This is a genomic window from Clostridium saccharoperbutylacetonicum N1-4(HMT) (assembly GCF_000340885.1).
Lineage (GTDB): Bacteria > Bacillota > Clostridia > Clostridiales > Clostridiaceae > Clostridium > Clostridium saccharoperbutylacetonicum.
In genome coordinates this window covers 1950194-1963498 of record NC_020291.1, presented here as the reverse complement: position 1 = coordinate 1963498, position 13305 = coordinate 1950194, and the positions used below count along the sequence as shown (strand labels likewise).

Here is a 13305-nt window from a genome sequence, read left to right as displayed (position 1 = left end):
CATAATTCCAATGAAGACATAATTTTAAAAAATCTTTATAACTATTTTAATGCCTGGCGGTGAAGCCTATGGTAAAAAAATTAATATCACTAATGATTTAAAAGGCTTTGAAAAACTTTTATTAATTAAAATTGTTTGTTGCCCAAGGTTGTCACTTAGCAGGTATATCTTCAGCATTAGCTAAAACATCTAGTTCAATTTATTATTTTTCCTATATTGACTTGGAGAAATATCATTTTTCCTTTTAAATAGCCTAATAAAATGCTCTACAGTAGGATACCCTACACTATTGCTGATATCTGCAATAGAAATATTAGTATTGAGCAACAAATTCTCTGCTCTTTCAAGACGTATCTTTTGTATTAGCTGAGTAAAAGTAAGTCCTGTTGCTTCTTTAATCAACTTTGAACTATGTGGACTAGAAAAATGAAATCTCCTAGCAACATCATCTAATGTAATCCCTATATAATTATCCTGAATGTAAGTAATCATTTCTATATGTCTCAATGTCTCTTTTTTTAAGAGGCTTGGCAATTCAACATTTTTTTCATGAGAGCGAAGCAATCTAGCAAAAAACACCATAAGAAGATTGTTGAGAATATTATTATAATACCTGGAACGATTCTTATATTCTAAGAACATTTCTAAAATTGAATTTCTTATTTCCTCATCTTTACTTGTTCTAAAAATAATATAATCATTTCGCTGTTCTTTGTATAAATTATTTATAAAAAAATTTGAAAGTAAATTATTATTTCGTAAAAAATCAAAAAATATATCTTCAAAGGTATTTCTGCGTATTAATAAATTGATAATAATACTGTCATCAAACACAGCAATAGAATGTTTTACATTAGGGGAAACAATAGTTATATCTCCTTCTCCCATTTCTATATGATGTTCACCTATTTTTTGAGTACATTGACCTGCCAATACATAAATTAATTCAAAAAAGACATGCTTATGTGTAAATTCTGGCGTATAGCGATTATGCTTAAGAAGAATAATACTATTTTGACTATTCATTTCAAAGTAAGTTTCATCAGCCATTTGTTTTGGTATTTCTTTATCTGAAACTTCAGGAATTATTAATTTATGTTTAATAATATAGTCTTTATCTATATTTTCTAAAAGGCCTTTATGCAATACGATATCCTGTCTTGCTTCATAATATTTTCTGTAAAATATCTCATCTTCATTATAAGTATACAAATATTGGGTTAAATCATTTAAATTCATAAAAACTCCTTTAAATCAGTGACAGTCACCATGGTCTGTTAATTAAAAATTTATCACAAATATTAAAATCAATCAATCAAATTGACTAGAAATGATAATTGTTAAGATTTTTTTATAAATATATACTTAGTTTATGATGATAATTTATGAAAATGTTATCATCTAAAATAATAACAGCCCTTAGTTAGAAATCACAGTAGTGTTTCTAAAACTCTGCATTTCAAAAGAGTTTTAGCATAAATCATAAATTAGGAGATGAATATATGAGTATTACTAACAGTATTAAAGATTTTAAAATGGAAGTTAATCAAGCTCTTGTAGATAAAGCAGTAGCACTAGAACCAAGTTTGATTAAAAATACAGTTAAACCAATTGGGCTAGTAACCATTGAAAAAGGAAAAGAAGACTGGGAAATAACTGAAAGAAAATCAATTGATGAACTTTCTAATATCTCTTTAGGTAAAGGTCAAAGCGTATGTATTGATTTTGGTGATCATCACGCTGGATATGTAAGTTTTAAGCTTAAACCAGTAGGAAGTCCTCCTGATGCACCTGCACATCTTAGAATTAAACTTGGTGAAACCTTATGTGAAATAGCTGAAGATAGTTCGACTTATAACGGAAGCATTAGCAGCAGCTGGATTCAAGAAGAGTTCCTCCATATAGATATATTACCAAATACAGTTAGCATGCCAAGACGTTATGCTTTTAGATATATGGAAATTAAGGTAGTAGATACATCCCCTAAATATGAAATTGTAATTGAAGATGTAAATTGCATAGCTGTATCTTCTGCTGATATGTCAACTGTTTCTCCATTAACTAAAATTTCTGATGATCTAATTAAAATGGATAAAATATCCTTAAAAACCCTTCAAGATTGTATGCATTCTGTATTTGAAGATGGACCTAAGAGAGATAGACGTTTATGGATTGGCGATTTGAGACTACAAGCTCAAGCAAATTATTATACTTTTAAAAACTATGATTTAGTAAAGAGATGCTTATACTTATTTGCAGGTTTAGCTCAAAATGAAGGAAGAGTTGGTGCATGTTTATTTATTGAGCCAAAGCTTTTGGTCGATGATACTGCATTATACGATTATTCACTATTCTTTATTTCTTGTCTTTACGATTATTATGAAGAAACAAAAGATTTGACTGTATTAAATGATCTATGGGAAGTTGCATATCATCAAGCTCAACTGGCTTTAAATCGTGTAGATGAAAACGGTGTAGTTCGTGATAGCGACGACTGGTGGTGCTTCTTAGACTGGCATGATGAATTAAACAAACAGGCTGGAGCACAAGCAATTCTAATATACACATTGAAACAAGCAAAAAAATTGGCTTCTATATTAGGAGATGCTGAAAGAAAAGAAAAACTTGAAAAAGAAATAAAGAAAACTACTAAAGGGGCAATTAATCAGCTATGGGATAAAGAACAAGGCTTTTTTGTAAGCGGTAATCAAAAGCAAGTATCTTGGATTTCACAAATTTGGTTTGTACTTGCTGAAGTATTTGATACAGATATTAATGGCCAAATACTTGATAACCTACTAAAGGTTTCTCCAAGAGTTGATCTTGTAACTCCTTATGCATATCACCATTTAATAGAAGCTTTAATTTTAAATAACAGAAAAGCTGAAGCACTATCTTGTATGAGAAGCTATTGGGGAGAAATGGTTAAGGATGGAGCTGACTGTTTCTGGGAATTATACGACCCTAAAAATAAATATGCATCTCCATATGGTTCTCGTATTATTAATAGTTACTGCCATGCTTGGAGCTGTACACCATCATATTTTATAAGGAAGTATTTCCTATAAGCTTATTCATTATTATAAAGTTAAACCACTACAAACGTAGTGGTTTAACTTTATAACTCCTTGTAAATTTGGCCTCTATTCCCAATAACTATAACCATAATTATCATTTTTATCTATCCTACTTAATTTTTCCTTTAAATTGATCTGGAGTCAAACCTACAGTTTTCTTGAAAAGTTCACTAAAGTGTCTACTATTATGATATCCAACCATCTCGCTTACTTCCTTAACCTTATACCCCTCATTTAACAGCTTCTTAGCTTTTTCAAGCCTTACATTTGTTAAATATTTTATATAAGTTGTTCCTACTTGCTCTTTAAATAGCATACTTAAATAAGTAGTATTAATGTTTACCATTTCGGCCATTTCATCTAAAGTAATATCTTTATGGTAATTTTCATCTAAGTATTCCCTAACCTTCACAATAGATTTTCTATTGCTGTTTTTCTGTATATTAGCTATCCAATTCATTAAGTCATCGAAAAATGAAATCATCCAAGCTGAAATCTCAAAGGCTGTATTGGCTTTTAAAATTTCAACATGAGGTATAAAGCCTCCTTCTTTTTCAGCTACATAATCTTTTCCTGTCTCAGTAGATACTTTTAAAGCTAAATATATAAGTTCTAAACATTCATGGCAAAACATTTCCGGCGGTAAATTATAGGATTCTAAATTTTTCAAAAAGTTTTTAACCTGCCCTATAACCTCCTGTTTATTTGAAGATCTAATATTAAAAATTATTGAGTCATGACCATCATCTGCTAATTTTGATATATGATTACTATATTCAACCTCTCTAATGTGTATTATTGAAGAAGTATCCTTAAAAAATGCATACTTCAACGCCTTCTTAGCATCTGAATAAGATTTACTAATATCAAAAACCTGCTTCTGACTTTCCCCGATTCCCATATAGAAATCTATATTTTGTTCTTGAAGCTGCTTTCTAACTTTAGTCATGTAGTTTATTAAGTTAGATTCAGTTTCACTATTTATATCTGATATTTCAAAAAATATAAAGATTACTTCTTTACCTTCATTTAAAATAAAATGCCTTATTAAATTATTATGATTATTTAAGTCAAAAGTTTTTTTTACCTCATTAATAAACTTCTTAGTATTCTCCGTATCTTCCTCTTGCTTTGCAACAGCTACTGTAAAATTGTTCATGCTTAATAAATTTATATTGTTATCATTTAACATATAAAGCAATTTTTCATCATTAATATTTTCCCCATTTATTAATCTTCTAATTAACCCTTCTAATATAGCCTTTTTAGACTCTAAGAAGTTTTCAACCAATTTAGTTTCTTCTTTTTTTTTGTCAATAATCTTTATTGCTTCTTTTAAGGTTTCTTCAACTTTGTCAATTGTTACAGGCTTATCAAGATAATCAATTACTCCTAAACTTAGAGCTTTTCGTGCATATTCAAATTCATTATAACCACTAAAAATTATAAATACTCCACTTGGAATTATCTTCTTTGCATTCTCAATCAATGTTAGCCCGTTCATACGAGGCATAGTAATATCAGTAAATACTATATCAGGCTTTTCCTTTTCAATTAACTCAAGTCCACTTACACCATCAGAAGCTGATCCAACCACTTCTATTCCAAATCCACTCCAATTTACTATGGCTTTTAATCCTTCAACCACAATATATTCATCATCAATAAGTACAGCTTTAATCATCTTACTCTCCCCTTATAATATTATCTTTTTCTCAAATGGGATTTTAATCGTGACTATAGTTCCTTTGTTTATTTCACTCTCAAATGTAACTCCATATTCTTCTCCATAATAGAGTTCAATTCTTTCTTGAACATTCTTTATGCCATAACCTGAATTAAATTTATTAATATCCTCTACACCTATTCCATTATCTTCAATAACAAATACAATTTCGTCTCCCTCTAACTTCCCTATTATATTAATTTCTCCATCTCCAGCCTTAGGTTCCAGCCCATGAATCATTGCATTTTCAATAAATGGCTGAATTATTAATTTTATTATCTCATAATCCATAATCTTATCATCTATATCAATGTCTACCTTAAATCTATCCTTATATCTTAAATTCTGTATAATTAAATAGCTCTGCACCTGCTTTATTTCATTTCTTACAGTTGTTATTTCACTTCCCTTATTTAAGCTCAACTTAAAAATATCAGATAATGCAATAGCCATATCTGCAATATCATCAACCTTTTTTATTTTTGCCAGCCAATAAATTGAGTCTAAAGTATTATAGAGGAAATGTGGATTAATTTGAGCCTGTAATAACTTAAGTTCTGCTTCTCTCTGCTTTAGCTTTGAGCTAGTTATTCTCTCATTTAATTCTAAATTTTCTTTTACCATAACTTTAAATTGATTTCCTAAAATACCTATTTCATCATCACCAAATTCTTCAGTAATATCCCTTTTGCCTTTACCTACATCTGAAATAGCTCTTTTTAATCTTTTTATTGGTTTATTTATAGTATTTGAAAAAACTATTGATAATATCAATGCAAATAAAATTGTCACTAAACAAACTATGGCTGTATAAACTCCTATAAGCCTAGTATCCTTTAGTAATTGACTCTTTTTTATAATATGTACAATTTCCCATCCAGTAATATCATTAGTATAACTACTTACTGAATATCCTTGCTTCTCTAAAGTGCTTGAATTAAATTCTTGTGAATTATCTACTATTTTTTTAATATCCTCGTCATTTCTATTCATAAAGACAATGGGAGAATTATTATTATTATTGTTTTTATTTTTATCCAAAACCAAAAAGGTTCCTTCTTCAGAATCTGGATTTATATTAGGAAAAGCTTTAGTAAATGCATTTTCCTTTACATTAATAATCATAAGTCCTATTGGCTTTAAAGTGTCCACATCTCTTACCAGTTTCACTGTAGAAAATGAAAATTCTCTGCTTTCTTCATCTAAAATATTATAACCTAGTATTACTTCTTTTCCATTTGCCTTTATTGCTTCTTTATACCAATTTTTTTCTTTTATTTTATCGTAAGGATTATTTTTTAATACTGTTGCTCCACTAAATTTTGTTCCAAAATAATAAAGCCGTCCATCATTATCATATAAGCATATTGAATCAATATATGTAGTATCTATTGTGTACTCCCTAAATATTCTACTAAATACATTAACACTTTGAATAGGAAAATAATTATCCGTAGCTTCAGTAACTTCATTCGATGATTTAAGTTCATTTCTCAAATTTTCATTACTTGTAATACTTCGCATAATATTTGTAGTGTTTTTTAAATTATTGTCCATTAATTCACTGGACTTCTGCAAATTCAAGAGATATGATGCTTTATGATTATTTTCAATCATATTGGAAGAGTTTATAAATGAAATTATTCCTATTAAAGGTATTGGAAAAATAATCAAAATAATCATTACTGCTAAAAATCTATTTTTAATAGTTTTTATTTTAAAATATTTTTCAATCATATTTAGTAATTTATGTGTTATATTAATAATCTTTATCACCTCTCTAGTTGCAGTATTCTAATAATATCCCTCTTCTACAATATTTATATTATATCAAATATACACGGTAATTTATTGCTGATTTGAAGCTAATTCTTTTTCTATTTCTGTTATTATATTTTTATTATTAAACATAATAACAAAGCATATTAAACTGTTTAAACATAAAAATACTGTTATTGGAAGCATGTAAATAAAAAAGAAGCCAATTAATAATGCAATTATATTAATAATAGTGACGTGTATCCTTTTTATAGAGTAAATAAAAGCTATTTTTACTACATCTATAGTTGTAAAATTGAATCTCGAAATTATAGGGAAAGCAATTGTTCCTATTATCACTGTGAATACACATATAGCAATAAATAAAATTGCAAATTCACTTAAAATCCCCTCTTTTACTGAAAGATTCAAATTAATATAAGATATAAAAAGTATTACTAATTCCGCACACCATAATTGCAGCGACTGTTTAAAATTTGTCTTATATGCTTTAATATAGTAACTTGTAATGTTAATATCTTTTTCTCTTATTATTTTACCCATTGAAGCACAAAGTGCAGTTAATGCTGGCCCCATGGGAATTAATGTAATGAACCCTAAAATAGAAATATTTGATGACATATCAATTCCAAAGATAATATTGTATCCAATAAAAAGTACATTTGCCGCTAGAAAATAAAGATTTCCTAAAACAAACCATGCTATATAGTTAAAAGCAGTAAAAATAATGTTTTCTTTATATTCTATATTGTTCATATACATTCTTCTCCTCTTAAAATAAATAGTTCAAAAGCAACCTAAAGAATAATTTCCCAAAGTTGCTTTTGAATTTATATGTTTAAAATTTATTATTTAACTATTACTTTTTCAAGCTAGTTTTTACTGCATCATCAAGTTGTTTACAATAATCTTCTGGAGTCATTTTACCAAGTAGTAAAAGTTGAGAATTATTTTGATTTAAGTCACTAGTCTTTTGATCGAAATTGTATTCCATCCATAGACCACTGTTTTTAACTTTTTTCATTTCATCTGTTACCATTTTTGTATATACTGGTATATCTCCAGTTGTCTTGTTAAGTTTAAATCCAGTAATATTACCAAGTTTATTCATTGAATAATCACCAAAGTTTGAAGCAATGTATTTAGCCCAATCTGCTGTTTGATCATCAAACTTGTCTTTTGAGAATGCTAGTAATGTTCCAAAGTTCATTAAATAATCTTCTTGACTTCCTTTTCCACCATTTACACTTGGGAAGTTAAAGAATCCAATGCCATCTTTTCCTAAAGTATTTTTTGCATCATCATTAAGATCTCTAGTAGCCCAGCTACCCATATAGTACATTGCAGCTTTTCCATTTAAGAAACTGTCATTTGCAACATTATAGTCTATTGTAGTTACACCTTCTCCAAAGTATCCTTTAGTTCCCATTTCTTGTACCATTTTAGCTGCTTCTACAAATGCAGGATCAGTATATGATACCTTTCCACTGTTTGCATCAGCTATAACATTTACGCCTGCTTTACGCATAGCTATGTTTGCAATTTGACGAGTTATCGGCCATTTTTCTTTTCCTGCCAGTGCCATTGGTTGTATTCCCTTATCCTTTAACTTTTGACATGCAGCCATTAATTCATCTAAAGTTGTTGGTACTTTAATATTATTATCTTGAAAAATCTTTTTGTTATACCAAATTCCTTCAATGTTATTTTCAGTTGGCAATGCATATAATTTATCTGTACCTAATATGTTATTTACACCTGTAACTGTAGCTGGAAGAAGAGCTTCCTTTGCACTTGGTAATGAAGTATCTATATCTATAATTTGACCTGCTTTAACAAATTGAAGCAATTGTGAATTACTTTGCGATACAAATAAATCAGGAAGATCGTTACTAGCCGCAAGTACATTTAACTTTTGATCTAAATCAGTTTGTTGAACTACTTCCATTTCTAGATTAAAGTTAGGATGATCCTTCTTATATTCATTAGTTAAGTCAGTTATAACCTTTCCTACACCAGTACTTTCATTCCATATTGATACGAACTTAACTGTTTTCCCCTTTGTTCCACTTGATTGTTTACTACTATCACCACCTGATGAAGAACACCCTGCTAGTAATGCTCCACTCATTATTCCTACTAAAATTCCACTTAAAACCTTTTTTCTAATCGATTTCATAAATACCCTCCTAAAATTAAATTTGAACAAATTATTTTTACACTTAGATATTTGAATAACGTTTACATTGTAATATTAGCACATCATATTTATTTGTTATAGTGTACTTTTTTTTAGTTAATGTACACTTTTTTCTAATTTTATAACAGAATACTAGTAACTATTATATACTCTTAAATTATTTATTGTACGTTATTAATTCTTAACGAATCTCTTTGCCTGACATTAATATCTAGAATTAAATATTATATATTTAACCTTTAACTGCTCCTGCTGTCATTCCTTTAATTACCATCTTATTTAATCCGATATAAAGTAATAAGGTTGGAATAGTTCCCATTGTTATTGATGCAAATATAGGTCCCCAATCTTTTTGACCAAACTGACCTGTAAACATCATCATTCCAGTTTGAATTGTCTTAAGATCTGTTTTACTTATAAAGGTCATTGAAAAGATCAAGTCATTCCAATTAAATAAGAACTGCAACGTTAATACAGTCACAATTGCATTTTGTATTAGTGGAAGAATTATTCTTAAAAATACTCCATATATACTACAGCCATCCATTACAGCTGCTTCCATTATTTCTAATGGAATATTCTTAAAATATGCTACAAACAAATATATAGACATTGGTAATCCAAATGCTGCATAGGTAATAATAAGACTTAAAGGATTATTTAATAATCCAGACTTTTTATATATCATAAATAAAGGAATTAAAACTACTTGAACCGGAACCATTATTCCCATTAAAAATAAAGTTAATGTAGCTTTGCTTAATTTCCATTTTAATTTAGTTATCGCAAAAGCAGCTGTTGCACTAAAAACAATAATAACAACTAATGCTACTGTCGTTACAAATAAACTGTTCTTAAAGAAAATACTCATTTTCCCTATATTCCAAGCATCTATATAGTTTTTAAAATAGAATCCTTTTGGTAATGCATAAACAGGTGATGTAGAAAATTCTGTTGGCCCCTTTATTGATGATAAAAGTAGCCATACAATTGGATATATTTCAACAACAAGTAAAAGGCCTATAAGAATTTTTAATACTATACCTACAATTTTAGTCTTGCTGGAACTCTTGCCTACATTTTCCATTCCGCCTTGTGTAATATTCATAGAAACCCTCCTTAAAGTTAATTAATTATTTCTGGATAATTTATTTACGATACCTGTTGCCACTAAACATTCAAATAATATAAATATAGCAATAGCACTTCCATAACCATATTGGCCATATTTAAATGCTGTATCATACATATACATTGATACCATTTGAGTTGATGTTCCTGGCCCTCCAGCTGTTAATGCCAAAACTGAATCAAAAGCCTTTATTGTTCCTGTTAAGCTTAATACTAATCCAGTAATTATAACTGGTTTAACGAGAGGTAAAATAATATGTCTAACAAGTCTTATACCACTAGCTCCATCTAATCTGGCTGATTCTATAGTTTCATCTGGAATTTCAACTAAACCACCATAAAAGATTAATGCATATAATCCTACAGCTTTCCAAATATCAGCTACACATAGAGCCCAAAGAGCTGTTGATGGTTGTCCTAGCCATGGCTGAATAAAAAAATCCAAGTTTAACACATGAAGTAAGCTGTTTAATAATCCATATTGGGGTGCTATCTCATAAATCTTTGCAAATAATTGTGAGGTTGCAACTGTTGGTAAAACAACTGGGAAGAACACTATGGTTCTTATGAGTGTTTTATATTTTTTAAGCCCAAATACAAATAATAATGATACTAAAAATCCTAATCCAATTTGTCCTATAACAACTACTGCAACATACTTTAAATTTGTCACTACACTGTTAATAAAGTCAGCATCTTTAAAAAGATGTAGATAGTTGCTTAAGCCAGTAAATTTAAAATCCATCCCTGGCATTCCTGAAAATAAAGAATACACAATAGACCAAATTATTGGAACAAATACAACTATTAAATATAAAATCAATGCTGGTAAAATAAATACTGCAATTGCTTTTTTATCTCTCAATAGATTTTCCACATTATCACTCTCCACACTAAAATAGAATAATTTTTTAAGTTTAATAATTATTTATTTCTCCCGGGTACAGCTTAATTATACTAGTGTATACTTTTACAATATAGTGAGTATTTTTTCTGTTTTGGTGCATATTTTTTTGAAAATGTTTACTATAAAATCCCATCAAACAATTCGTAATAAAAAAATTATAACCACTACAAATGTAGTGTAAATATTTATGCTTGTCTTTTCACTTTACATATTCCCTGTACAAAATCATAGTTGAATAAAATATTAAGGAAGTGTATTTTGTTCCATAGAACTCATATCTTTTAATAACCTACTCCCTCTTGCAACGCATCTTTCAGGTTCAAATTTATATTGAACAAATACTCTATAATTCCTACTATTTTAATCACATTTAATTATACTCAAGCTTATAATCAACCATTTTAGTACATAATCTATATTTTCACATGGGTAATTCTAAAGAATTTCATGGATATTCTTCATCAGGCAAGGAAAAAAATATTAGTAACATTCATCTAAAAACAAGCATATTTTATTAATCATATTGGTTTAGTGTATTTTATATTTTTTAAAGCTAGTAATTTATTTTTCAAATAATCAATAATATATCAAGCTACTTTAAATTATGACATTTATATCATGACACATGCCTCAATTCCATTAGAACTAAGAGAGAAACTTGGTATAAAAGATAGTCTTGTTCGCTTTTCTGTAGGTATAGAAGATCCTGAGGATTTAATTAAAGACTTCAAACAGGCACTTTATAGATAAGGAGTGATAATAATGAATTATATTAATGATATTAGAGATTTAATTGGAAATACACCATTGCTAAAACTAAACCACATATCACCAAATAAAAATGTAAATATCTTTGCCAAGCTGGAATATTTAAATCCAGGCGGAAGTATCAAAGATAGAATAGGAATGGAAATTATAAAAACTGCTGAAAAGCAAGGTCTTTTAAAGCCTGGTTATACAATTATAGAAGCAAGTGCTGGTAATACCGGTATTGGTCTTGCTATGGCTGCTTTTGAAAAAGGATATAATTTAATAATTGTTATTCCCGAAAAATTTTCTATTGAAAAACAAATTTTAATGAAAGCTCTTGGAGCAGATCTTATAATAACGCCCTCTTCAGAAGGAATTGAAGGTGCTGTAGCAAAAGCTAATGAATTAGCAAAACAAATTCCAAACTCCTTTGTTCCAAAACAATTTGATAATCCTGCTAATGTAGTTGCAAATAGAAAGACTGGCAAAGAAATCTATGATGCATTAGATGGTAAAATTGATATTTTAGTTGCTGGCGCTGGCTCTGGTGGAACAATTGTTGGAATCGCTTCCTACCTCAAAGAAAAAAATCCTGACATAAAAATAGTTTTAAGTGATCCAATCGGTTCTATATTAGGTGGTGGTGAAGAAGGCACTTACAAGGTTGAGGGTATCGGAAATCACTTCATTCCTAGTATTTTTGATAGAAATTATATAGATGAAGTTGAAAAGATACCTGATGATGAATCCATGTATTTTGTACGTCTTTTATCACAAAAAGAAGGTATTTTAGCTGGTTCATCTTCTGGTGCTGCTGTGGCTGGTGCTATACGACAGGCATACAAAACAAAAGAAAAAAGTAACATTGTTGTTATTTTACCAGATAGAAGTGATAGATATTTCAGTCAAAACTTATATGATTTTTCTATAAAATTATCTGATTTTCGCTTTAATGCTCTATTTGATGATTGGGCAGATAATTATGATGAAACTGTTTATATTAAAAACGGTGAGTATGAGGAGGTTTTTAAAAATTATACAGAAATATTGGATGAAACTGTTAGGCATATTTCAAAATCTAAAGCTGCTAAAATCCTTGATATTGGTGCAGGTACTGGAAATTTAACCTTAGCTGCTTCAAAGGCTGGTTATAATGTTGTAGGCATTGAGCCAAATGTTAAGATGCGTACTATTGCTTTAAAAAAAGCTCCATCACTCTCCTTCTTGCCAGGAACATTTTTATCCTTGCCTATTGATGATAATAGTATTGATGCTATCATCAGTAGTTATGCCTTTCACCACCTTACAGATTCTGAAAAGGAAGAATCAATTAAATTACTAAAGAGCAAACTCAAGAAGAATGGAACTATAATAATAACAGATACCATGTATGATTCCACTGAAAGTAGAGAATTTATAATAAAAGATACCTATAATAAGAATTTCCCAGCACTAGCACATGATCTAGAAACAGAATTTTATTCAACTTGTAAATTTTTAAATAAATTATTTGAAGCTGAAGGTTTCACTGTAGACTTCCAACAAATGAATAAATTTGTTTGGATATTAACTGCTAAATTAATTTAAATTGCAACATTAATATACTAAAAACTTCCCCACTAATTCATATAAAAAAAACAGACTGTGAAAAAAAGTCTGTAAAATAATAGACCAAATATGCAAGCATACTGGCCTATTATTTTTTTCATCTCTATTATACTTGTCTTTTCTCTTA

At 28.9% G+C, this 13305-nt stretch carries 10 protein-coding genes and 1 pseudogene; 4 read left to right on the top strand and 7 right to left on the bottom strand.

The features are described from left to right. Positions 1 to 189: 189 nt before the first annotated feature. A complete protein-coding gene (locus tag CSPA_RS08670) occupies positions 190 to 1239 on the bottom strand; it encodes an AraC family transcriptional regulator (RefSeq protein WP_015391864.1) in 1050 nt (349 codons plus the stop codon). A gap of 263 nt (positions 1240 to 1502) precedes the next feature. On the opposite strand from CSPA_RS08670, the gene CSPA_RS08665 reads away from it, so the two are divergent. After that, positions 1503 to 3068: an alpha-L-rhamnosidase-related protein gene (locus CSPA_RS08665; RefSeq protein ID WP_015391863.1), complete on the top strand. Its 1566-nt coding sequence runs from the start codon at positions 1503 to 1505 to the stop codon at positions 3066 to 3068. A gap of 118 nt (positions 3069 to 3186) precedes the next feature. Here CSPA_RS08665 and CSPA_RS08660 read toward each other — a convergent pair whose 3' ends face one another. From CSPA_RS08660 to CSPA_RS08635, 6 genes are all read right to left on the bottom strand, one after another. Then, positions 3187 to 4761 (bottom strand): response regulator, encoded by a 1575-nt coding sequence (locus CSPA_RS08660; RefSeq protein WP_015391862.1) that lies wholly within the window; start codon positions 4759 to 4761, stop codon positions 3187 to 3189. Between the two features lie 12 nt (positions 4762 to 4773). Further along, positions 4774 to 6540, bottom strand: coding sequence for a cache domain-containing sensor histidine kinase (locus tag CSPA_RS08655; protein ID WP_015391861.1), 1767 nt, complete (start codon positions 6538 to 6540; stop codon positions 4774 to 4776). Between the two features lie 111 nt (positions 6541 to 6651). After that, positions 6652 to 7338 (bottom strand): DUF624 domain-containing protein, encoded by a 687-nt coding sequence (locus CSPA_RS08650; RefSeq protein WP_015391860.1) that lies wholly within the window; start codon positions 7336 to 7338, stop codon positions 6652 to 6654. 103 nt (positions 7339 to 7441) lie between these two features. After that, positions 7442 to 8761 (bottom strand): extracellular solute-binding protein, encoded by a 1320-nt coding sequence (locus CSPA_RS08645; RefSeq protein ID WP_015391859.1) that lies wholly within the window; start codon positions 8759 to 8761, stop codon positions 7442 to 7444. A gap of 253 nt (positions 8762 to 9014) precedes the next feature. Continuing rightward, positions 9015 to 9890, bottom strand: coding sequence for a carbohydrate ABC transporter permease (locus CSPA_RS08640; RefSeq protein ID WP_015391858.1), 876 nt, complete (start codon positions 9888 to 9890; stop codon positions 9015 to 9017). 21 nt (positions 9891 to 9911) lie between these two features. Beyond that, a complete protein-coding gene (locus CSPA_RS08635) occupies positions 9912 to 10790 on the bottom strand; it encodes a carbohydrate ABC transporter permease (RefSeq protein ID WP_015391857.1) in 879 nt (292 codons plus the stop codon). Positions 10791 to 11438: 648 nt separating this feature from the next. Here CSPA_RS08635 and CSPA_RS29085 point away from each other — a divergent pair. The 3 genes and pseudogenes from CSPA_RS29085 (at position 11439) to CSPA_RS30880 (ending at position 13157) form a co-directional block, all read left to right on the top strand. Then, the gene (locus tag CSPA_RS29085) at positions 11439 to 11570 is read left to right on the top strand and encodes a PLP-dependent transferase (protein WP_200864800.1); all 132 of its coding nucleotides are present in this window, start codon (positions 11439 to 11441) and stop codon (positions 11568 to 11570) included. 12 nt (positions 11571 to 11582) lie between these two features. Next, positions 11583 to 12488, top strand: a pseudogene (gene cysK / locus CSPA_RS30885) (cysteine synthase A); the annotation flags it as partial. A 9-nt stretch (positions 12489 to 12497) separates the two neighbouring features. Then, entirely contained in the window at positions 12498 to 13157 is a 660-nt protein-coding gene (locus CSPA_RS30880; protein WP_242832628.1) for a class I SAM-dependent methyltransferase, read from the top strand. Positions 13158 to 13305 lie beyond the last annotated feature (148 nt).

Coding starts and splice junctions, on each gene's coding strand:
- CSPA_RS08670 (WP_015391864.1), bottom strand. CDS start 1,239: ATGAATTTAAATGATTTAACCCAATATTTGTATACTTATAATGAAGAT.
- CSPA_RS08665 (WP_015391863.1), top strand. CDS start 1,503: ATGAGTATTACTAACAGTATTAAAGATTTTAAAATGGAAGTTAATCAA.
- CSPA_RS08660 (WP_015391862.1), bottom strand. CDS start 4,761: ATGATTAAAGCTGTACTTATTGATGATGAATATATTGTGGTTGAAGGA.
- CSPA_RS08655 (WP_015391861.1), bottom strand. CDS start 6,540: ATGATTGAAAAATATTTTAAAATAAAAACTATTAAAAATAGATTTTTA.
- CSPA_RS08650 (WP_015391860.1), bottom strand. CDS start 7,338: ATGAACAATATAGAATATAAAGAAAACATTATTTTTACTGCTTTTAAC.
- CSPA_RS08645 (WP_015391859.1), bottom strand. CDS start 8,761: ATGAAATCGATTAGAAAAAAGGTTTTAAGTGGAATTTTAGTAGGAATA.
- CSPA_RS08640 (WP_015391858.1), bottom strand. CDS start 9,890: ATGAATATTACACAAGGCGGAATGGAAAATGTAGGCAAGAGTTCCAGC.
- CSPA_RS29085 (WP_200864800.1), top strand. CDS start 11,439: ATGACACATGCCTCAATTCCATTAGAACTAAGAGAGAAACTTGGTATA.